The organism is Streptomyces sp. NPDC090083, assembly GCF_044747445.1.
Taxonomy (GTDB): Bacteria; Actinomycetota; Actinomycetes; order Streptomycetales; family Streptomycetaceae; genus Streptomyces.
Genome location: NZ_JBIVED010000002.1, coordinates 596,267 through 618,230 on the forward strand (window position 1 = coordinate 596,267; position 21,964 = coordinate 618,230).

A 21,964-nucleotide genomic window follows, 5' to 3' on the forward strand; every position below is an offset into this window, starting at 1 on the left:
TTCCCAGTAACCGAAGCGGGACAGGTGCGCAAGCCCTGTGGACAGAACGGGCGAGCGCAATGTCAGACTAGGAGTAAATATGACCGTTATGCGGGATTGGACGGCTGTGTTTCTCGGTGGTCCCGTGATTGTTGTCCACAGGCTGGGGGCGAGTGGTGGCTGAAGTCGGGCAACCCGGTCAGAATTTGGGCAGGAGGGAAACGAACCGGGCTTCGCCGAACGGGTGCGGCCGGCGCTACCGATAGCGGGAGGCAGCGGTGAGGACAGCGACACTGGGTCCGGCGCAGCGAGCCGAGGCACTGGCGGGAATGGCCGAGCGCGAACTGGACGTGCTCGTGGTGGGCGCAGGCGTGGTCGGCGCGGGCACCGCCCTGGACGCCGTGACGCGCGGCCTGTCCACGGGACTGGTCGAGGCGCGCGACTGGGCGTCCGGCACGTCGAGCAGGTCGAGCAAGCTCATCCACGGAGGGCTGCGCTATCTGGAGATGCTCGACTTCGCCCTCGTCCGGGAGGCGCTCAAGGAGCGCGGACTGCTGCTGGAGCGCCTGGCCCCGCACCTGGTGAAGCCGGTGCCGTTCCTGTACCCGCTCCAGCACAAGGGCTGGGAGCGGCTCTACGCCGGTTCGGGCGTCGCGCTCTACGACGCGATGTCCATGGCCCGCGCCCACGGCCGGGGCCTGCCCACCCACCGCCACCTGAGCCGCCGTCACGCCCTGCGGGTGGCGCCCGCCCTGAAGAAGGACGCCCTGGTCGGCGCGCTGCAGTACTACGACGCGCAGATGGACGACGCCCGCTATGTGGCCACCCTGGTGCGCACGGCCGCGTCCTACGGCGCGAAGGTGGCCAACCGCGCGCGGGTGACCGGTTTCCTGCGCGAGGGCGAGCGCGTGGTCGGCGCCCGGGTGCAGGACGTCGAGGCGGGCGGCGAGTACGAGATCCGCGCCAAGCAGATCGTGAACGCGACAGGCGTGTGGACCGACGACACCCAGGCGATGGTCGGCGAGCGCGGCCAGTTCCACGTCCGGGCCTCCAAGGGCATCCACCTGGTCGTCCCCAAGGACCGCATCAACTCCACCAGCGGGCTGATCCTGCGCACCGAGAAGTCCGTCCTGTTCGTCATCCCGTGGGGCCGGCACTGGATCATCGGCACCACCGACACCGACTGGGACCTCGACAAGGCCCACCCGGCCGCGTCCAGCGCCGACATCGACTACCTCCTGGAGCACGTCAACTCGGTGCTCGCGGTCCCGCTGACCAGAGACGACGTCCAGGGCGTGTACGCGGGGCTGCGCCCGCTGCTGGCCGGCGAGTCCGACGCCACCAGCAAGCTGTCGCGCGAGCACACCGTCGCGCACCCGGTGCCGGGGCTCGTCGTCGTGGCGGGCGGCAAGTACACGACGTACCGGGTGATGGCCAAGGACGCCGTGGACGAGGCGGTGCACGGCCTCGACCTGCGGGTCGCCGAGTGCGTCACCGAGGACGTACCGCTGCTGGGCGCGGAGGGCTACCGGGCACTGTGGAACGGACGGGCCCGCATCGCCACCAAGACCGGCATCCATGTGGTGCGCGTGGAGCACCTGTTGAACCGTTTCGGCTCGATGGCGGAGGAGATCCTCGACCTCATCGAGAAGGACCCCACCCTCGGCGAACCCCTCCAGGCCGCCGACGACTATCTGCGCGCCGAGATCGTCTACGCCGCCTCGCACGAGGGCGCACGCCATCTGGACGACGTCCTCACCCGCCGCACCCGCATCTCGATCGAGACCTTCGACCGGGGCACCCGCAGCGCCCGTGAGGCCGCCGAGCTGATGGCGCCGGTGCTGGGCTGGGACAAGGACCAGATCGAGCGCGAGGTCGAGCACTACGAGAAGCGGGTGGAGGCCGAGCGGGAGTCCCAGCTCCAGCCGGACGACCTGACGGCTGACGCGGCACGGCTGGGAGCGCCGGACATCGCGCCGCTGTAGACCCGCCGCACCCGGCTGAGGGGTGGGCTCTGGGCTCAGGACCAACTCGGGTCCGGCCCAGGTCCGGCCCACGTTCGGCCCGGACTCGGCCCAGGCCCGGACTCGGCCCAGGCCCGGACTCGGCCCAGGCCCGGACTCGGCCCAGGCTCGGCTTCACTCGAACGAGTGTCATGAAGTGGGATCTTTGTGCGGAACCCGGCCGTTCTACGAGGTGCGGGGGCAGAACTCGGCGGCGAGCAGGGCCGGTTCGAGGCCGGGGTCCGCTATCTCGCTCGTGTTCACCCGGAAGGTGAGGACACGACGGCCGTCGAGGGTGGCTGCGGTGCGCACGTAGCTTCCGGCGATGCGGCCGTTGTGCCCCCACACCGTGGTGCCGCACGGCAGCTTCACCGGAAACAGCCCCATGCCGTACGAGCCGTGTGCGGTGCGGGTGTCGAGCATCTCGCGCAGCAGGCGCGGGGGCAGCAACTGCCCGCCGAGCAGGGCCGAGTAGAAGCGGTCCAGGTCGGCGAGCGTGGTCACCAGCTCGCCCGCGGCCCCGGCCACCCGCGGGTCGAGATCGGTGACGTCGGAGCCGTCGGCCGCGTAGGCCCGGCCGTGCGGCCAGGGAAGAGTGGTGCGGGAGCCCGGGAAGGAGGTGCCCGTCAGGCGCAGCGGAGCGATGATGCGGCGCTCGGCCTCGGTGGCGTACGAGTCGCCGGTGACCTGTCGGATCACCAGGCCGAGCAGCACGTAGTTGGTGTTCGAGTAGGAGAAGCGGCCTCGATCGGCCGGAGGGTGGGTGATCGCTGTACGGACGGCCCGGATCGGGGTGACGGGGACCGTGCCCCCGGTGTCCTCGGTGAAGTCGTACAGACCGCTGGTGTGGGTGAGCAGGGAGCGGAGGGTCAGCGCGCGCCCGTCGTTGCCCGCCCCGTGTACCAGACCGGGCAGGTGCCGCTCGACCGTGTCGGACAGCGACAGCCGGTGTTCGGCGGCGAGTTGGAGGACCACGGTCGCGATGAAGGTCTTCGTGATGCTGCCGGCGCGGAAGTGGTCGGCCCGGCTGATGCCGGTCCCGGACCGGGCGTACGCCGTCGTGCCGAGGGCGTAGTCCGTCGCGGCCCGCTCGGGGTCCGTCCCGGCCGGGGTGGCGCCAAGGCCCCTGCTGTCGTGGGCCAGGAGCGCCGCAGCGGGGACTCTGCCCCGGGTGACCAGCAGCCTGACCAGGGCTTTCGTGTCCGGTGCCGGGCCGGCCTGGGAGGAGGTCATGGACAGACAGAGAAAGGCCAGGGACAGCGGAAGGGCCAGCAGTGTCCGAGGTGTGGGCATCGCGATCCTCCGTTCTCGGCGGTCATCCTGCCGGACTTGGCTGTGTGACCTGCGGCGGATACGCCACGGGATGCGACCGGGGTGCGCCGGGAGAGGCCCCCTGGGCGTTGGGCACTTGTTCGGTGGGGGACAATGGAGGCTCTGTCAGGGCGGGTTGCATGAGGGGACGCATGTCGGAGGCGGAGCGGGCGGGGACATCCCGTCAGGACACTCGTCGGGACAAGAACGAGCGTCTTCTCGCCGGGCGGTACCGCTTGGGAGAAGTGCTCGGCCGCGGAGGCATGGGCACGGTATGGCGTGCCGAGGACGAAACCCTGGGCCGGACGGTCGCCGTCAAGGAACTGCGGTTCCCGTCCAGCATCGACGAGGACGAGAAGCGGCGGCTGATCACACGGACGCTGCGCGAGGCGAAGGCCATCGCGCGGATCCGCAACACCAGCGCGGTGACGGTCTTCGACGTCGTCGACGAGGACGACCGGCCGTGGATCGTCATGGAGCTGGTCGAGGGCAAGTCCCTCGCGGAGGCCATCCGGGAGGACGGTCTGCTGGCGCCGCGGCGCGCCGCGGAGGTGGGGCTCGCGATACTCGACGTCCTGCGGTCGGCGCACCGCGAGGGCATCCTGCACCGCGACGTGAAGCCGTCGAACGTGCTGATCGCCGAGGACGGCCGGGTCGTGCTCACCGACTTCGGCATCGCGCAGGTCGAGGGCGATCCGTCGATCACCTCCACCGGCATGCTCGTCGGCGCGCCCTCCTACATCTCCCCGGAGCGGGCCCGCGGGCACAAGCCGGGTCCCGCGGCCGACCTGTGGTCGCTCGGCGGCCTGTTGTACGCGGCGGTCGAGGGCGCACCGCCGTACGACAAGGGTTCGGCGATCGCCACGCTCACCGCGGTGATGACCGAGCCGCTGGAGGAGCCGAAGCACGCCGGGCCGTTGAGGGACGTCATCTACGGCCTGCTGAACAAGGACCCGGCCCAGCGTCTCGACGACGCGGGTGCGCGGGCGATGCTCACCGCGGTGATCCACGCGCCCGAGCCGAAGCCGGCCGAGCCGGAGCCGCCGCTGGACGCGACCCGGGTCGTGCCGTTGCCGGCGCAGCCGGGGCCCGAGGGGTCCGGTGGCAGGAAGAGCGGTGGCGGGAGCGGGAGTTCGGGTGCTTCGGCGGGGGCCGAGCGGCTGCGCGGCGCGCTGCGGTCGATGCGGAAGGCGGCCGGGGGATCGGCCGCGGCCGGGGCGGTCGCCTCGGGTGCTTCGGCGACCGCGGCTCCGGCGACGGGTTCGGGTTCTGCCGCGGGTCCGGTCGCGGGGACGGGGGCCGGTGCGGCTCCCTCCGGCGTGACCCCTCGTACGGCTTCCGGCGCGACCACGGGCCGGGCCTCGACGTCCGTTCCTGGTAAGCCGGGTGGCTCCGGGACGGGCGCTGGTTCCGGTGCCGCCGCCGCTGCCGGGGCCGGTGCTTCGGGCAAGGGCGGCTCCGGTGGTACGAAGGGCGCTGCCACCGAGGGCGGCTCAGCGGCTGAGGGCGTCAAGTCCGGTACGCCCGGGGTTCCTTCGGCTCGGTCGGGAGGCGCCGCAGGTGCGGGGACCGCGGCCGGTGCCGGTGCTGCGGCCGGCTCGGCGGCGAAGGGTGTGGCGCCGGACTCCGGTGCGCGCGACGCCGGTTCGCGTGACTCGGGTACGCGTGACCCCGGGACGCGTGCCCTGGGTGTGGAGTCGTCGGGGCTGCGGGAGCCGGGGCTCGGCGATGCCGGTACGAAGGGGCTGAGCGCGACCCGCGAGGTGGGCGCGGCCCGTGAGACCGGTGCGCGTGGGGACAACTCGGGCGCGGGCGGGCGGAGTTCCGGCTGGCCCGTGATGACGCCGCCGGATCTGCCGCCGCGGCCGGTGCCGAGGGCGCCGCTCACGGACGTGGTGCCGAAGCGCACGCTGCTGATCATCGCGGCCGTGATCGCGCTCGCGGTGATCGGTGTCGTGCTGGCGCTGACGCTCGGCGGCGGTGACGACAGCGGCTCGAAGGGGTCGAAGGACAACAGCGGCGCCAAGTCCGGGGGCGGTGTCAGCGCGAGCGCGAGTGCGAGCGAGGGCGCCGGCACCAAGAAGGACGACGACGCCAAGAGCACGGGCGGCACCCGGACCGACTCCTCGGAGACGGCAAGTACGGGCGACGACACGGCGAGTTCGGACACCGGCGCGTCCGGCGGCAGCGACGACGGGTCGGACGGTTCCTCGGGCGGCTCGGACGGCGCCGCGGTCGTGAAGACGTACAAGGGGAGCCAGGGTTTCTCGATAGGCCTGCCCGCCGGGTGGTCGTACCAGTCGACGGACTCCGCCGGGGTCCGGCTGGCCGGCCCCGACGGGCAGAAGCTGCTGATCGCCTGGACCAGTACGCCGAAGGGCGACGCGGTCGCGGACTGGAAGAACCAGGAGCAGTACATGACGCGCTCCGGGTACGCGCGGATCCGAATAGAGAAGGTGGACTACAGGGGCTGGAACACGGCCGACTGGGAGTTCACCTATCAGGACGGCGGGACGAAGTACCGCACCATCGACCGAGGGTTCGTCGTCAACAGTCATCTCGGATATGCGCTCATGTACACCGCGAAGGCCGCGAATTGGGGTACAGAGCTTCGTGAGGACACCTGGACGACCCTGACGAAGACGTTCGAACCGAAGTCGTGAGGCGGGTGGGGCCTGGTTTGGCGTGCCAGATCCGTCAACCCCTCTTGTGGGTTGCCTCCGGCACGTATCGTGAGTGGTTGCGGACCGTACGCATCTAGGTGTGACGCATCCCCGGATGCGGACGGAACGGGCCGCAAGGCGAGCGGAATTGACCAACCGGGCGGCCGGGGGAGGCAACGTGGACGACTATGCGGGTCGGGTGCTCGCCGACCGCTACCGCCTGCCGCTGCCGCCCTCCGACGAGTACGAACTCACCGAGACCCGGGCCTTCGACACCTACAGCGGGCAGGAAGTCCTGGTGCGCCAGGTGCCGTTGCCCGAGGTCGTCGAGGCGGAGGTGCTCGGCGACGACGGGCTGCCCGACGGGTTCACGGCGCGCGACCGCGGCGCCCGGCGGCCGGCCTCGGCCCGCATCGCCACCCGACGGCCCTCCGACCCCGCCGTACGGCGTGCGGTCGAGGCCGCGCAGGCGGCGGCCCGCATCCCGGACCATCCCCGGCTGGACCAGGTCTTCGACGTGTTCGCCGAAGGCGGTTCGCTGTGGATAGTGAGCGAACTGGTGTCCGCCCAGCCGCTCGCCGCCCTGCTCGCGGAGAAGCCGCTGTCGCCGTACCGGGCGGCCGAGGTCGCCGCCGACGTGCTGATGGCGCTGCGGGTGCTGCACGCGCACGGCTGGGTGCACCGCAACATCACCGCCCGCACGGTGCTCGTCTGCGACGACGGCCGCGTCATGCTGACCGGCCTCGCGGTCGGCGCGGCGGAAGAGGCACTCTGCGGCTACGACCCGGTGCCGGGCCAGGACGGCGTGGACGGCGACGCCGCGATCCCCGCGGGCTCCAGGGCCCCGGGCGGCGCGATCGCCCCCGCGGGCTCCACTGCACGGGCCGGTTCCCCGGCTCCCGGCGGTTCCACGGTCCCCGCGATCCCCGGTGGCGCGCGGGGCACCGGCGGCGGAGCGATCGGCTTCGGAGGCGCGGGCGGTGGCACGGCCGCCGCCGCGGGCCCCGGTGCCGCCGACCCCGAGGCCGCCCGGCGGGCCGCGATCGAGGCACGGGCCGCCGGAGGGCTGCCCGGAGTCGGTGTGGAGAGCGCCGGCACGAGCGGTGTCCCCGCCGTGCCCGCCCGCAGGGAGCCGGACGTCGGCGGTGACGTACGGGCCGCGCGCGCCGGGGCCATCGCCGCGTACCGCGCGGGTGCCCGGGCCGCGGCGCGGGTCCAGGAGTCCCAGCAGGGCCGCCCGGCACTCCCCGGCGCCCGCCCCGCCCCCGAGGGCGAACACGGCCCCGCTCAGTCCAACGGCCCGGCCCAGCTCCCGTACGCGGGAAGCAACGGCGTGCAGCACCAGGCCCCCACCACCCCACCGGGCCAGATAGCCGACCCCTACGGCGTCCGCAACACCGCCTGGCACGGCGCGACGCCGGGCCAGGGCACCGGCGAGCAGGGCGTGGCGGGTCAGGGCGAGCGGGCGCGTCCGCCGCTGGAGGGCGGCGGCGCCGGTGCGCTGCCTCCGGGCACGGCGGGCACGTTCTCCGGCCCGGACGGCCGTTCCCACGGCACGACGGACGGCCGTTCCTACGGCACGGACGCCCCGACGGGCTACGTCGGTGCCCCGCGCCCCCACGGCCCGGACACCCCGGCCCACGGCGGCGACACCCCCCGCCCCCGCACCCCCGACCCCACCGCCTACGGTGCCCTCACCGCCGCCACCGGTCAGCACCCCGTACCCGCACCGCCCGCGGGCACCTCCCGCACCCCCGGCCTCGAAGGCCCCGTACCGCCCGCTGCCGCCTCCGCGCCCGGTAACCCACCGCATCCACCGGCGCGTTGGGACGACCTCGCCGCCGTGGGCGCGCCCGTCCGCCGCGGCCCCGCCACCGCGCTCGCCGCCGAGCGGGCACGTCAGGTGCGGATGACGGTCGTCGGACCGGTCACCGAGCGGTGGGCGCCCGAGCAGGCCGTACCGGTGCACGAGAACTGGCAGTTGGCCGCGCCGATCGGGCCCGCCACCGATCTGTGGGCGCTCGGGGCGCTGCTCTTCCGGGCCGTGCAGGGGCACGCGCCGTATCCGGAGGAGGCGACGGCGGAGCTGGTGCAGCTGGTGTGCGCGGAGCCGCCCGCCTTCGCCGAGGAGTGCGGGCCGCTGCGGCCGGTCGTGGAGTCGTTGCTGCGGCAGGACCCGACCGAGCGCCTGGACTTCGAGGAACTGCGCGGCTGGCTGCGGTCGTTGGTGCGTTCGGCGCCCGAGCCCGAGGCCGGCACGTATGTCGTCGCGACCCCGCCGACCGACCCGCGGCGGCTGCCGATCGTGCGCAGGCGGGGCGAGTTGGTGCGCAGGCGGCGCGCCGGGCTGCCCGCGACCAGTCCGCACGGGCGGCACAAGCGGGCCCGGGAGGAAGTCGGCGGATCACCGCGGCGGTTGGGCCGGACACTGCTGATCCTCGTCTTCCTGCTGCTGGCCGGCGCCGTCGCGTACGCGATGCTCTTCATGCCCAAGTCCGGGGAGGACACCGGCTCCGGGCAGAGCGATCGAACCGGTGCGGCGGGTGAGGTCAGTACCGCGCCCACCCGGTCGTCGGACGGTTCGAGCAGTCAGCCGCAGCCCGACCAGACCTCGCCCGGCAGTGGCAACAGCCCGTCCAAGTCGGCCAGTTCGACCGAGACCCAGACCGACCCGAGCGTCGCCGACGGTTTCGTGCTGCGCAAGGACCCCGAAGGGTTCCGGATCGCCGTGGCGAAGGGCTGGACCCGGACACCGAAGAACGGCAGCGGCCAAGTCGTCTACGCGCACGGCGGCTTCGAGCTGATCGTCGTGGCGGGCCGGGACAGCGCGGCGGCCGACGGCAGCGATCCGATGGTCTACCAGCGGGACAATGAGGCCGAGTTGCAGCCGTACCGCAACTCCAGCTGGGCCACCGCGACCGGGCTGCGGACCATCACGGTCGGCGGGAAGACCATGGCCGAGGGCCAGTTCACCTGGACGGACAGCCAGGGCGGCGACCTCTTCGTACGCAACATGGTGTTCCTCATCGACGGCCGCTACCACATCGTGCAGGTCCGTGGCCCGGAGGCACAACGCGACGAGGTGACAAGCCTGTACGAGCAGGCGTCGTCGACCTATCAGTACACCGGGTGACCCGCGGAGGCGGCGCGCCGAGGCCCGTCGGTTCCCGGTCGGGCGCAGAAGCGACAACCGTCACAGTGCGGTCTCCGTGGTACCCCGCTGGTTCCCTGGACGCGGGCCTGTCCTTACGCTGAGCCTGTCAAGAGCATTGCGGGGAAACGTGAATCAGATGCAGGGCCTGCTCCTCGCGGGGCGCTATCGGCTCGCCGAGTCGATCGGCAGCGGCGGTATGGGCCGGGTGTGGCGGGCGCACGACGAGGTGTTGCACCGGACCGTCGCCATCAAGGAGTTGACGGCCGCGCTCTATGTGTCCGAGAGCGACCAGCCGCGGCTGCTGGCGCGCACCCGCGCCGAGGCGCGCGCCGCCGCCCGGATCAACCACTCGGCCGTCGTCACCGTCCACGACGTCCTCGAACACGACGGCCGCCCGTGGATCGTCATGGAGCTGGTCGAGGGCAACTCCCTTGCCGACGAGGTGAAGGAGCAGGGCCGCCTCGCGCCCGCCGAGGCCGCGCGCATCGGCCTGTGGGTGCTGCGCGCCCTGCGCGCCGCGCACGCCGCCGGTGTCCTGCACCGCGACATCAAGCCGGGCAACGTGCTGCTCGGGCAGGACGGGCGGGTCCTGCTCACCGACTTCGGCATCGCCCAGATCGAGGGCGACTCGACCATCACCCGCACCGGCGAGGTCGTCGGGTCCGTCGACTACCTCGCCCCCGAGCGGGTCCGCGGCGCCGACCCCGGCCCGTCCTCCGACCTGTGGGCGCTGGGAGCCACGCTCTACACGGCAGTCGAGGGCCGCTCGCCCTTCCGCCGCACCTCGCCGCTCTCCACGATGCAGGCCGTCGTCGAGGAGGACGCGGGCGAACTCCGCTACGCGGGCGCGCTCGCCCCCGTCATCACCGCCCTCCTGAACAAGGACCCGGCCCTGCGCCCCGACGCCGACCAGGCCGAGCAGATGCTCGCGGAGGCGGCGGAGGGCCGCCGGCCCCGGTCGGCGGAGGAGTGGCTGCCCACACAGCAGGTCGGCTCGCGACAGCAGGGGTTCCCGCACGACACGCCGGGCACGGGTGCGACGCCGTACCCGGCGGCGACCGGCGCCACGTACCCGCACACACCGCCCGTCTCCCTCGCGCCGCCCGGGGCGGGCGCTCCGCCGAGGCGCCGCCGGCTGCGCTCGGTCGTCCTCGTGGTCGTCGTCGCCGCGCTCGTCGGCGGCGGTACGGCGCTGGGGCTGCAGAAGTGGCACCAGGACCGGAATCAGGACAAGGGAACCACCTCGGGCGCATCGGCCCCGCAGAGCGCCACGCCGAGCCCGCAGAGCTCGGGTCCGGCCACCTGGCGGGTCTACCAGGACCCCTGGGGCTTCGACATATCCCTCCCCAAGGGCTGGACACGGAAGGTCTACGGCGACTCCGGCGGCATCAAGCAGGTCGACTACTCGCCCGACAACGGCAAGCACTTCGTCCGTATCGCCATCGACACCTCGCCGGACTTCCCCACCGCGAACGCCCACCAGCTCGACCTGGAAGTACAGCTCCAGCGCCTGGTCGACTACAAGCGGGTGACCCTGGAGCAGAACACCTACCGCGACCGTCCGGGCTCCCTGTGGGACTACACCTGGACCGCGCAGTCGAAGGACACGCCGTTCCCGGGGCCGCGGCGCGCCATCGAGGAGACGTACATGTCCCGTGACGGCGTCGAGTTCGCGATCTACATGTCGGCGCCGGCCGCCGACTGGGCGACGACCAGCGCCCAGTTCAAGTCGGTCCTGCAGGGCTGGAGTCCCGGCTCGGGCTGACGGCTTCCGCTTGCGTCATGATGGTGCGCATGGGGACCGAGGGGGACAACGCGCGGATCATCGCCGGGCGTTACCGACTGGAGAAGCGGCTCGGGCGCGGCGGCATGGGCGTCGTGTGGCGGGCGGCCGACCAACTCCTGGGCCGGCAGGTCGCGGTGAAGGAGATCGCCCAGGACGACTCCCTCTCCGAGGAGGAGGCCCGCCTGCAGCGCGACCGTACGCTGCGCGAGGCACGCGCGGTCGCGCAGCTGCGCCACCCGCACATCATCGTCGTCCACGACGTCGTCGAGCAGGACGAACGGCCCTACATCGTGATGGAGTTGGTCGACGGCGGCTCGCTCGCCGAGCGGATCTCCGCGCGCGGCCCGGTGGACGCCGTCGAGGCCGCCCGGATCGGCATCGCCCTGCTCGGCGCGCTGCGCACGGCGCACGCGGCGGGCGTGCTGCACCGGGACATCAAACCGGCCAACGTGCTGCTCCAGAAAGCCACCGACGAGGACGGCCACCAGCGGGTCGTGCTCACCGACTTCGGCATCGCCCAGGTCGCGGGCGCCACGACGCTCACCGAGAGCGGCGCGTTCGTCGGCTCGCCCGAGTACACCGCCCCGGAGCGGATGTCCGGCGTGCGGACCGGCCCGGAGTCCGACCTGTGGTCGCTGGGCGCCCTGCTGTGCACGGTGCTGAGCGGTGAATCCCCCTTCCACCGCGACTCGTTGGGCGGCATCCTGCACGCGGTCGTCGTCGACGAGATCCGCCCGCCCGAACAGGCCCGGCCCCTGCTGCCCGTCGTACGGGGACTCCTCGAACGCGATCCGGAACGGCGGCTGGAGGCGGCGGAGGCGGAGCGGATGCTGCGCGCGTTCCTGGACACCGGGCGGACGCCGAAGGCGGCGGGGGCGCCGACGGGGCGTCGCCCCAGGGCGTCATCCGGCCACGCGGGGAGACCTGCACCCGGCTACACACCGACCCAACGAGACGTACCCCGAAAGGACTTGGCGCCCTCCCCGGCCCCCCTCCCCTCCTCGCCCGCATCCGACACGGCCGGGCAGGCCCCTCGGCGCTCCACACGGGGGATGCTCGTGGCCGCGTTGCTGGTCGCGGCGCTGGCGGGGGCCGGAGCGTCGGCGGTGGCGTTGCTGATGCGGGGAGACGACGGCGACAGGGGCGCGGCGTCGACGAGTTCGGCGCCCGTGACGTCCACGAGCGCCGGTACGCCGACACCGTCGCCCAGGCCCTCGACCCCGGCCGGCACCCCCACCACGCCCTCGGTGACCGCCGGCAGGACCAACACCCCCACCGCGCCCTCCGGTTACCGCATCGCCCACGACCCCGACGGCTTCTCCCTCGCCGTGCCGGAGGACTTCGTGCGGGTGCCGCAGGGCGAGCGCATCTTCTACATGTCGCCGGGGGAGACCTTCCGGCTCGGCATCAGGATGTCCGATCCCCGGCCGGGCGGCCCACTCGCGGTGATGAACAGCGCGGCGGCCGACGGGGCCTCCACGAACCCCGGTTACCACGACGGCAAGGTCACCGACACCACGCACTCCGGACACCCCGCCGCGCTCTGGGAGTTCACCTGGAACGGCTTCAGCACCGCGGAGGGCCCCCGGCACACCTACGACATGTGCTGGGAGGAGAACGGCCGCCTGTACGACGTGTGGGTGTCCGCGCCGGTCGGGAAGGTGCGGGAGGCGAAGGAGTACTTCGACGTCGCGCTGGACACCTTCACCCGCACCTGAGGCCGCACGCACGTAACGGGCGATAAGCCGCGCACTCGGTCACGGGTCTGTGACCGGAAAGCGTCAGAGGTGGATAGGGCGGCGTCTGGCGCGATATGGATGGACGTATGAGCAGCAACGGGGGAGCCCGACACGGAGCCGACGAGCCGACGAGCTTTGCTCTGCAACCACCGAATCCTCGCGCGGGCCGACCGGTGCCCGCGCCTGCGGCGGTGTCCGGGGCGATGCCCGCGCCCGCTGCCGTGCCGCACCCGAACAACCCCTACGCCACGCCGAGTTCACCGCCCGCCCCGACTCCCGACCCGCGCACCGGGCGCCTCATAGCCGGCCGGTACCGGCTGCTCGGCAAGCTCGGGCACGGCGGCATGGGCACGGTGTGGCGGGCCAAGGACGAGACGGTGGACCGCGAGGTCGCCGTGAAGGAACCGCGCGTCCCGGACCATCTTCCCGAACGCGAACGGGAGAAGGCCTTCGAGCGGATGCGCCGCGAGGCCCGCGCGGCGGCCCGGCTCGACCACCCCGCCGTCGTGAACGTGCACGACGTGGCCGTCGTCGACGGCCGGCCGTGGATCGTGATGGAGCTGGTGACCGGCCGTTCGCTGGGCGACGCGTTGCAGGAGGGCACCCTCGACGCACGCGACGCGGCCCGCATCGGCCTCCAGGTGCTCGGAGCGCTCGAAGCGGCGCACGCGGCGGGCGTCCTGCACCGTGACGTGAAGCCGGACAACGTCCTGCTGGGCCGCCACGACCGGGTCGTCCTGACCGACTTCGGCATCGCGCAGATCGAGGGCGAGACGAACCTGACGGACACCGGCGGCTTCGTCGGCTCGCCCGAATACATCGCCCCGGAAAGGGTGTTGGGCCAGCGCCCCGGCCCCGCGTCCGACCTCTGGTCCCTGGGCGTGGTCCTGTACGCGGCGACGGAGGGCGTCTCCCCGTTCCGCCGCAGCAACACCCCGGCCACCCTTCAGTCGGTCCTCAACTCCGTCCCGGCACCGCCGACTTCGTCCCCGGGCCCGCTCGCCGATCTCATCACCGCGCTCCTCGCCAAGGACGCCCCGAGCCGCCCGAACGCGGCCCAGGTGCGCGCCGTGCTCGCATCGGTGGCCAACCCGCCGGCACCGGCGCCGACCCAGGAGGTCCGGTACGTCCAGGGCCCCGGGCGAAGACAACTCCTCGGCCGCAAGGCATGGTTCGGGCTCGGTGCGCTGGTCGTCGCGGCGGCGGTGACGGCGTATCTGCTGATCGCGAACCCGTTCGCCGGATCGCGGACGCTCCCCGACGGATGGAAGAAGCACCACGAGACGGACCTGGCGGCGACGCTCGCCGTCCCCGCGAAGTACCAGCGCGGCGGCCCCGACCGGAAGACGGACAAGGGCCACTGGATCACGTACACCGACTGGAGCGGAAGCATCACGGTCGGCCTGACCCTGGTCAAGAAGTCGGAGGACACGCTCGGGGAGATCAAGGACTCCGCAGCGGCCCAGATGTACGACGACAACGGCGACTTCAAGCAGAGCGGCAGTTCCAGCCTCGACATGCCGGAGAACCCGAAGACGGACACGAAGCCCACCGGCACCTACCGCGGCAGGCCCGCCGCCATGAACACGATCGTCTACGACACCGACGACAGCCAGTACCCGCGCCCCCGCGAGGTCCAGATCCTCTACTACAAGACCATCTCCGGCAACATGTACCGCCTCACGGTCAGTTACCCGGGCGACGGCGACTTCACGGCCCGGGGCCGCGAGGTGGCGAAGGCGGCCATCGCCAACCTGGACGTCGACAAGCTGTGAGCGACGGTACGGAGGCCGCCGACCTCGCGGTGATGAGCGTGCGCGCGCTCGGCGACCGCGGTCTGCCGGCCGACGTGATCGACGTGTACGCCGCCCGTAGCCGCTACTCCGCCGTGGAACTGGAGCAGTTGGGCCTCCGGGCCGACGGCAGGCACTTCGACCTGTTCGGCCTCCGGGACCGTCTGGAGAGCGTGGTGTGGGTCAGCGACGAGGAGTTCGCGGCGCACGGTCTCGACCCCGACGAGATCGCGGAGCTGCGGCGGTGGGCCCTGGAGTGGGAGTCCGATCTCGGGCTGCGGCTCGCGGAGGAGTACGACGACGGACCCGAGGGCGAAGCCCAGGCACCATGACCTACGAACTCCCCGCCTCCACCCGGTACTTGCCGGGCGTCACCCCGAACTCCCGGCTGAACGCGTGCGACAGGGCGTACGGGCTGCCGTAGCCCGCCTCGCGGGCCACCGTCGCCAGCGAGGCGTCCGTGTCCCGCAGCCGTGTCGCCGCCAACGTCAGCCGCCACCAGGTCAGATACGCCATCGGCGCCCGCCCCACCAGTGCGGTGAACCGGCGGGCCAGTGTCGCCCGGGACACGCCCGCCGCGGCGGCCAGGCGGTCGTTGGTCCAGGGCGCGGCCGGGTCCGAGTGCAGGGCCCGTAGCGCGGCCGTCGTCACCGGGTCGTTCAGCACCGAGGGCCAACTCCCGGTCTCCGCGTCGGACATCCAGGCCCGCACCATGTAGATCAGCAACAGGTCCAGGAGATGCGGCAGCGCGAGGCAGGACCCCGGCCGCCGTTCGTCCAACTCGTTCGCCAACAGGTCCACGGCCGAACGGAGTTCGGGGTGGCGGCCGACCCGGTTCGGCAGATGGACGACCTCCGGCAGCTCCGCCATCAGCGGATGCGTCCGGCTCCGGTCCAGCCGGTACTTCCCGCACAGCAGCTCGACCTCCCGCCCGTCCCCGCTCCCGGCCGGCCGCCGCATCTCCTCGAACGGCACCGCGCGCGCCGTGTCCCCGGGCGAGTCCGCCAGCACATGCCCCACCCCGTGCGGCAGCAGGACGACATCCCCCGCGCCCAGCGTCACCGGCTCCCCGCCGGTCTCCGGCACCAGCCAGCACCCGCCCGCGAGCACGACATGGAACCCGGCACCCTCGTACGGCGCCAGTCGCGTGCACCAACTGCCGCCCACCCGCAGCCGGTTGGAGGAGGGCTGCCCGTTCCGCACGGCGGAGATCGCGTCGCTCACCACGTCCATGGAGCCAGGCTACGGCAGACACACCACGAGTGAGCCGTCTGCGTATTCAGATGAGTCATTCACGCATTGAGGCGCTCACCCTGCCCTCTCTACCGTGGTTCTCATGAGTGAGGACACCACACAGACCCTGACCATCGGTGACGTCGACGTCGTCCGTGTCGTCGAGTGGGCGCGGCCCTACGCCCCCGCCCGCACCCTCGTCCCGGACGTGCCGCCCGATGTGTGGGAGGACAACCGCGACACGCTCGCCCCCGACCACTGGGAGCCCGAGACCGACCGTTCGGTCGTGGCGCTCCAGACGTGGGTGGTGCGCAGCGCCGGGCTGACCGTGCTCGTGGACACCGGGGTCGGCAACGGGCGGGAACGGCCCGGCAATCCGCTGTTCCACATGAGCCGCGGCGACCTCCCCGGGCGGCTGGCCCGCGCCGGGGTACGGCCGGAGGAGGTCGACGTCGTCGTCAACACGCACATCCACGGCGACCACGTCGGCTGGAACACCCATGACGTGGAAGGGAGTTGGGTGCCGCTGTTCCCCAACGCGCGCTATCTCCTCCCCGCCGCCGACGACTTCCACTTCGGCCCCGCGAACAACTACGGCGGCGCGGTACGGCCCGACGACCGGCTGATCTACGAGGACAGCGTCGCGCCCGTGCACCGCGCCGGGTTGGCCGACCTCTGGGACGGCACCCACCGCGTCGACGAGCATCTGACGCTTGAGTCCGCGCCGGGACACACCCCGGGTTCGTCCGTCCTCCGGGTCGCCTCCGGTGGTGAACGGGCGGTGTTCGTCGGGGACTTGCTGCACAGCCCCGTCCAGATCGCGCGTCCCGAGTGCAGCAGCTGCTTCTGCCTCGACCCCCGGCAGGCCGCGCGAAGCCGGCGGCGCGTGCTCGAACGGGCGGCCGACGAGGGGGAGTTGGTGATTCCGGCGCACTTCGGTGGGACCGGGACCGCGGAGGTGCGGAGGGTGGGCGACACGCTGATGCCCGCGAAGTAGGGAGCGCGTCGACAAGGCCGTATCCGGCACGGTACTCATGGGGCATGAGCGAAGTCGGCGAACAGGTGCGCGACGGACGTCTGGTCGGCGGTCGCTACCGGCTGCTCGAACGGATCGGCTCCGGCGGTATGGGCACCGTATGGCGGGCGTTCGACGAACGCGTGGACCGTGAAGTCGCCGTGAAGCAGCCGCGGTTGCCCGGCGATCCGGAGGACGAGGAGTTCCAGCGCGCCGCCCACCGGCTCTACCGCGAGGCCCGCGCCGCCGCCCGTGTCGACCATCCCTCCGCCGTCGCCATCCACGACGTCGTCATGGGAACGGACGAGGGACAGGGCGAACTCCCTTGGATCGTCATGGAGTTGGTGCGAGGCGAGTCCCTGCACGAACTACTCGGACGCGGTCCCGTCCCGCCCGCCGAAGCCGCCCGCATCGGCCGTGCCGTCCTCGGCGCCCTGTGCGCCGCGCACTCCGTCGGGATCGTGCACCGGGACGTCAAACCCGCCAACGTCCTCCTCGGCCCGCACGACCGTGTCGTCCTCACCGACTTCGGCATCGCCCACATCCAGGGCGAGGAATCCCTCACCGCCAGCGGGGAGTTCGTCGGCTCCCTCGAGTTCATCGCCCCCGAGCGCATGTCCGGCACGGGCGCGGGCGCCGGCCCTGCCTCCGACCTGTGGTCCCTGGGCGTCCTGCTGTACGCGGCCGTCGAAGGAGCATCTCCCTTCCGCCGCGCGACCGTTGAGTCCACCCTCGGCGCGATCCTCGCCGGCGATCCGCCCGAACCGACCCGCGCGGGCCCCCTCGGGCCGCTGATCCTCCGCATGCTGGCGCGGGAACCGGAGGCGCGGCCCGGGGCCGAGGAGGTCGGCGCGGTGCTGGACGCGGCGGTCGCCGACGCCGTAGCACAGCCGGAGACCGAGCCCGAAAGCCCGGAACCCGAAAGCCGGGAACCTGAAAAACCCGAACCCGAACCCGAACCCGAATCCGAACTCCGACCTGAACTCGAATCCGAGCCCGCACCCGAGCCCGAGCCTGCACCCGAGCCTGCACCCGAGCCTCAGCCCGTACCCGAGCCCAAGCCCCAGTCCGCACCCGGGCCCAAGTCCCTTCGCTCATGGGTCAGTTCCCGCCGCGTGCTGCTCGTCGGTGTCGGGATGCTTCTGCTGGCGGGGCTCGTCCTGGGGAGTGTTGCCGACGGCCTCCTGGGTACCGGCGACTCCTGGACCGCGCACCGGCAGAAGGCGATGTCCGCCGTGCTTCACCTTCCCGCCCGGTACAAGCAGCTCCAGGCGCGGACGACGCCCGGCACCCGGACCGTCACCTACGGCTCCGGCGTCCTGCGCGTCCGCCTCACCGAATGGGACGAGGCCACCGGATCGGCCCTCGCCGAAGCGCAGTCGCTGGGCCGGGACGCATCCGATCCGCAGTACACCCGCACCAGCTTCCGCGGGAACAAGGACGCGGTCCTCACCGACGCCACCTACGGACAGTCCGACGTTCCCACCCGCGCCATGGCCCTGATCGTCCGCACCCCCGACCACCGTCTGTACGAGCTGAGCGTGGAGATGCCCAAGGGCACCCCGGACGAGAAGAGGGGTACGGCCCTCTTCCAGGGTGTCCGTGGTCGGCTCACCCTCACAACGCCCTGATCAGCGGGTTTGTTGCCAGTGTTCACTGGCGTGATGTGAGTACTCGGTGAATCCGATTACCGACGGGTACCCAAACCTCCCGGAGCGGCATACCCTGCCGCACATGACGGACTCGCAGGCCCCGGAAAAGACCGGTACGGAAACGACGACCGGCACGAACCCCCTCGCGCCGGCCCCCACAGGCGCCCGTACCGCCGCCGATGTGGTCACCCCGGAGCTGATCGCCCAGCTCACGAAGGGTGTGGTCGGCTCCGGCCGGACCGCCAACCACTCGCCGTTCACCGGCGAGAAGCTCGCGGACCTGCCCGAGTCCACCCCGGAGGACGTGGCGAGGGCCTTCGGCGCGGCCCGCGCCGCGCAGGCCCTGTGGGCGCAGACGCCGGTACGGCAGCGCGCGGCCGTCCTGCTCCGCTTCCACGATCTCGTCCTCGCCCGCCAGGCCGAGGTCCTCGACCTGATCCAGCTGGAGACCGGCAAGGCGCGGCTGCACGCGCACGAGGAGGTGCAGGCCGTAGCCGTCGCGGCCCGCCACTACGGCCGCAAGGCCCCCGCCTACCTCAGGCCGAAGGGGCACACCGGCGCCGTCCCGACCCTCACCAAGGTCACCGAGCTCCGGCATCCGCGCGGAGTGGTCGGGCAGATCGCCCCCTGGAACTACCCGCTGGAGCTCTCCGTCGGCGACGCGCTCCCGGCCTTCGCGGCGGGCAACGCCGTCGTGATGAAGCCCGACACCGAGACCTGCCTGACCGCCCTCTGGGCCCGTGACCTCCTCATCGAGGCCGGTCTGCCCGCCGAGGTCTTCCAGGTCGTCCTCGGCGAGGGCCCGGTCGTCGGCCCCGAGGTCGTCAAGCACGCCGACTACGTCTCGTTCACCGGCTCCACCCGCACCGGCCGCGAGGTCGCGCAGGCCGCCGCCGGCCGGCTGGTCGGCGTCTCCCTCGAACTCGGCGGCAAGAACGCCATGGTGGTCCTGGAGGACGCCGACATCGAGAAGGCGGCGGCGGGAGCGATCCGCGCCTGCTTCTCCTCCGCGGGCCAACTCTGCGTCTCCATCGAGCGGTTGTACGTCCACGAGTCGATCGCCGACACCTTCCTGGAGCGCTTCGCCGCCCGCACCAAGGCGATGCGCCTCGGCACGTCCCTCGCGTACGGCGCGGACATGGGATCGCTCGCGGGGGAGCGGCAGTTGGAGTCCGTGACCCGGCACGTGGACGAGGCGGTCGCCAAGGGCGCGACGGTGCTGGCCGGTGGCGTCGCCCGTCCTGACATCGGCCCGTACTTCTTCGAGCCGACCATCCTCGACGGCGTGGAGGCCCCCATGGCCGTCTGCGCCGAGGAGACCTTCGGCCCGGTCGTCTCCGTGTACCGCTTCAGGACGGAGGACGAGGTGGTCGAGGAAGCCAACTCCACGCCGTACGGCCTCAATTCCTCCGTCTGGACGAAGAACGCCGGCCGCGGTCGCGCCGTCGCCGCCCGCATCCGCACCGGCACGGTCAACGTCAACGAGGGCTACGCCGCCGCCTACGGCAGCGTCCAGTCCCCCATGGGCGGCATGAAGGACTCCGGCCTCGGCCGCCGCCACGGCTCCGAGGGCATCCTCAAGTACACCGAGGCCCAGACCATCGCCCAGCAGCGGCTGCTGCCGATGGCCCCCTCGCTGGGCATGACCGACGAGGCGTACGCCCGTTTCATGAGCCGCAGCCTGCGGGCGATGAAGGCCTTCCGGCTCAGGTGAGGGGCCTTCGCCTCAGGGGCGTGGGGCCGTGTCTGCACGCGGCTCCCGCCGCCCGAGCGCGACCGGCCACGACGCACCCGCACGCGAAACTCGAAGAGGAGAACCCGTGCCCCAGGACACCTACGACTACGACGTCATAGTCGTCGGCTCAGGCTTCGGCGGTTCCGTGACCGCCCTGCGCCTCACGGAAAAGGGCTACACCGTAGGGGTGTTGGAGGCAGGCCGCCGCTTCACCCCCGCGACGCTCCCCAAGAACTCCTGGGACATCAGGAACTACCTCTGGGCCCCCAAGCTCCACATGTACGGCCTCCAGCGCATCCACCTCCTCGGCAACGTGATGGTCCTCGCCGGCGCGGGCGTGGGCGGCGGCTCCCTCAACTACGCCAACACCCTCTACGTCCCCCCGAAGCCGTTCTTCGAGGACCCCCAGTGGCGTGACATCACCGACTGGGAAGAGGAGTTGACCCCGTACTACGACCAGGCCCGCCGCATGCTCGGCGTACGCCTCAACCCGACAATGACCCCGTCGGACGTCCACCTGAAGGCCGCCGCCCAGCGCATGGGCGTGGGGGACACCTTCCACATGGCCCCCGTCGGCGTCTTCTTCGGCGACGGCGAGGACGCCGGGGGAACGGCGAGGGCCCGGCCCGGCGAACAGGTCGCCGACCCGTACTTCGGCGGCGCGGGCCCGGCCCGCAAGGCCTGCACCGAGTGCGGCGAGTGCATGACGGGCTGCCGTCACGGCGCGAAGAACACCCTGAACGAGAACTACCTCCACCTGGCCGAGAAGGCGGGCGCGACGGTCCACCCGATGACGACGGTCGTGTCGGTCACGGACGACTCGCAGGGCGGGTACGCGGTGGCGACCCTGCCCACGGACGCGCGGAAGTCGTCGCAGGGCCGCACCTTCAAGGCCCGCCGTGTGGTCCTCGCGGCCGGCACCTACGGCACCCAGACCCTGCTGCACCGCATGAAGGCGGGCGGGCAACTGCCGTACGTGTCGGAGAAGTTGGGCGAGCTGACCCGTACCAACTCGGAGGCGCTGGTCGGCGCGCAGACGACCGGCCGGCGGTACCGCAAGGCGACCGGCGCCCAGCGGGTCGACTTCACGCGCGGGGTCGCCATCACGTCCTCGATCCACCCCGACGAGAACACCCACATCGAACCGGTCCGCTACGGCAAGGGCTCCAACTCGATGGGCGGCCTCTCCATCCTCCAAGTCCCGTACGCGGAGGGCTCGTCGAGGGCACTGGCCTGGCTGGCGAACGCGGCCAGGCATCCGCTGCTGGTGCTGCGGTCGCTCTCCAACCGCCGCTGGTCGGAGCGGACCATCATCGGCCTGGTCATGCAGTCGCTGGACAACTCGCTGACGACGTACCTGAAACCGGACGGCGTGGGGAAAGGGCTGCTGACGGCCCGTCAGGGGCACGGAGCCCCCAACCCCAAGCAGATCAGGGCGGCTTCGGAGGGCGCGGCGGCGATAGCCGCCGAGATCAACGGCTTCCCGGGCTCGAACGTCGGCGAACTCATGGGCACCCCGCTCACCGCCCACTTCCTCGGCGGCTGCCCGATCGGCGCCTCCCGGGAGACGGGCGTCATCGATCCCTACCACCGGCTGTACGGCCATGCCGGTATCTCGGTCGTCGACGGCTCGGCGGTCTCCGCGAACCTCGGCGTCAATCCGTCCCTCACCATCACGGCACAGGCCGAGCGCGCGATGTCGTACTGGCCCAACAAGGGCGAGCACGACCCGCGCCCGGAGCAAGGGCTGTCGTACGAACGCCTCACGCCGGTGGAACCGCGTCGGCCGGTCGTCCCCGAGGGCGCGTTCGGCGAGCTGAAGCTGCCGTTCCTCGGGATGCCGACGGTGCCGCCGAAGCCGTAGGAGATGCCCGGCTCGTAGGCGGGCGGCCGTACGGGAA

The 21,964-nt window shown here is 72.3% G+C and carries 13 protein-coding genes; 11 read left to right on the top strand and 2 right to left on the bottom strand.

The genetic code is table 11. From position 1 onward, the window contains the following. The first annotated feature begins 257 nt into the window (after nt 1-257). Entirely contained in the window at nt 258-1,964 is a 1,707-nt protein-coding gene (locus ACIPTO_RS08495) for a glycerol-3-phosphate dehydrogenase/oxidase (protein ID WP_366316456.1), read from the top strand. 204 nt (nt 1,965-2,168) lie between these two features. On the opposite strand, the gene ACIPTO_RS08500 is transcribed toward ACIPTO_RS08495, so the two are convergent. After that, nucleotides 2,169-3,275: a serine hydrolase domain-containing protein gene (locus ACIPTO_RS08500; RefSeq protein ID WP_401190223.1), complete on the bottom strand. Its 1,107-nt coding sequence runs from the start codon at nt 3,273-3,275 to the stop codon at nt 2,169-2,171. A 170-nt stretch (nt 3,276-3,445) separates the two neighbouring features. Between ACIPTO_RS08500 and ACIPTO_RS08505 the strand changes: the two genes are divergently transcribed. From ACIPTO_RS08505 to ACIPTO_RS08530, 6 genes are all read left to right on the top strand, one after another. Next, nucleotides 3,446-5,956 carry a serine/threonine-protein kinase gene (locus ACIPTO_RS08505; RefSeq protein ID WP_401190225.1) on the top strand — a complete coding sequence of 837 codons (2,511 nt, stop codon included), beginning with the start codon at nt 3,446-3,448 and terminating at the stop codon, nt 5,954-5,956. 178 nt (nt 5,957-6,134) lie between these two features. Next, the gene (locus tag ACIPTO_RS08510) at nt 6,135-9,089 is read left to right on the top strand and encodes a protein kinase (protein WP_401190227.1); all 2,955 of its coding nucleotides are present in this window, start codon (nt 6,135-6,137) and stop codon (nt 9,087-9,089) included. A gap of 157 nt (nt 9,090-9,246) precedes the next feature. Then, nucleotides 9,247-10,875 carry a protein kinase gene (locus ACIPTO_RS08515; protein WP_401190845.1) on the top strand — a complete coding sequence of 543 codons (1,629 nt, stop codon included), beginning with the start codon at nt 9,247-9,249 and terminating at the stop codon, nt 10,873-10,875. Between the two features lie 29 nt (nt 10,876-10,904). Then, the gene (locus tag ACIPTO_RS08520) at nt 10,905-12,614 is read left to right on the top strand and encodes a serine/threonine-protein kinase (protein WP_401190229.1); all 1,710 of its coding nucleotides are present in this window, start codon (nt 10,905-10,907) and stop codon (nt 12,612-12,614) included. Nucleotides 12,615-12,721: 107 nt separating this feature from the next. Continuing rightward, entirely contained in the window at nt 12,722-14,410 is a 1,689-nt protein-coding gene (locus ACIPTO_RS08525; RefSeq protein ID WP_401190231.1) for a serine/threonine-protein kinase, read from the top strand. Beyond that, the gene (locus tag ACIPTO_RS08530; RefSeq protein ID WP_401190232.1) at nt 14,407-14,760 is read left to right on the top strand and encodes a hypothetical protein; all 354 of its coding nucleotides are present in this window, start codon (nt 14,407-14,409) and stop codon (nt 14,758-14,760) included. The genes ACIPTO_RS08525 and ACIPTO_RS08530 overlap by 4 nt, the downstream gene beginning before the upstream one ends. 1 nt (nt 14,761) lies before the next feature. Here the strand turns inward: ACIPTO_RS08530 and ACIPTO_RS08535 are convergent, their stop codons facing one another. Next, the gene (locus ACIPTO_RS08535) at nt 14,762-15,661 is read right to left on the bottom strand and encodes an AraC family transcriptional regulator (RefSeq protein WP_401190234.1); all 900 of its coding nucleotides are present in this window, start codon (nt 15,659-15,661) and stop codon (nt 14,762-14,764) included. Nucleotides 15,662-15,764: 103 nt separating this feature from the next. Here ACIPTO_RS08535 and ACIPTO_RS08540 point away from each other — a divergent pair, with 103 nt between their 5' ends. The 4 genes from ACIPTO_RS08540 (at nt 15,765) to ACIPTO_RS08555 (ending at nt 21,927) form a co-directional block, all read left to right on the top strand. Further along, a complete protein-coding gene (locus ACIPTO_RS08540; RefSeq protein ID WP_401190236.1) occupies nt 15,765-16,658 on the top strand; it encodes an MBL fold metallo-hydrolase in 894 nt (297 codons plus the stop codon). Nucleotides 16,659-16,702: 44 nt separating this feature from the next. Next, the gene (locus tag ACIPTO_RS08545; RefSeq protein WP_401190238.1) at nt 16,703-18,307 is read left to right on the top strand and encodes a serine/threonine-protein kinase; all 1,605 of its coding nucleotides are present in this window, start codon (nt 16,703-16,705) and stop codon (nt 18,305-18,307) included. A gap of 103 nt (nt 18,308-18,410) precedes the next feature. Further along, on the top strand, nt 18,411-20,042 hold the full coding sequence (locus ACIPTO_RS08550) for a succinic semialdehyde dehydrogenase (protein ID WP_401190240.1): 1,632 nt from the start codon (nt 18,411-18,413) through the stop codon (nt 20,040-20,042). 106 nt (nt 20,043-20,148) lie between these two features. Continuing rightward, a complete protein-coding gene (locus ACIPTO_RS08555; RefSeq protein WP_401190242.1) occupies nt 20,149-21,927 on the top strand; it encodes a GMC oxidoreductase in 1,779 nt (592 codons plus the stop codon). Nucleotides 21,928-21,964 lie beyond the last annotated feature (37 nt).

Bases quoted from the DNA above. Each gene is read 5' to 3' on its own strand.
- ACIPTO_RS08550 (WP_401190240.1), top strand. From the start codon at position 18,411: ATGACGGACTCGCAGGCCCCGGAAAAGACCGGTACGGAAACGACGACC.
- ACIPTO_RS08500 (WP_401190223.1), bottom strand. From the start codon at position 3,275: ATGCCCACACCTCGGACACTGCTGGCCCTTCCGCTGTCCCTGGCCTTT.
- ACIPTO_RS08545 (WP_401190238.1), top strand. From the start codon at position 16,703: ATGAGCGAAGTCGGCGAACAGGTGCGCGACGGACGTCTGGTCGGCGGT.
- ACIPTO_RS08505 (WP_401190225.1), top strand. From the start codon at position 3,446: ATGTCGGAGGCGGAGCGGGCGGGGACATCCCGTCAGGACACTCGTCGG.
- ACIPTO_RS08540 (WP_401190236.1), top strand. From the start codon at position 15,765: ATGAGTGAGGACACCACACAGACCCTGACCATCGGTGACGTCGACGTC.
- ACIPTO_RS08515 (WP_401190845.1), top strand. From the start codon at position 9,247: ATGCAGGGCCTGCTCCTCGCGGGGCGCTATCGGCTCGCCGAGTCGATC.
- ACIPTO_RS08525 (WP_401190231.1), top strand. From the start codon at position 12,722: ATGAGCAGCAACGGGGGAGCCCGACACGGAGCCGACGAGCCGACGAGC.
- ACIPTO_RS08535 (WP_401190234.1), bottom strand. From the start codon at position 15,661: ATGGACGTGGTGAGCGACGCGATCTCCGCCGTGCGGAACGGGCAGCCC.
- ACIPTO_RS08520 (WP_401190229.1), top strand. From the start codon at position 10,905: ATGGGGACCGAGGGGGACAACGCGCGGATCATCGCCGGGCGTTACCGA.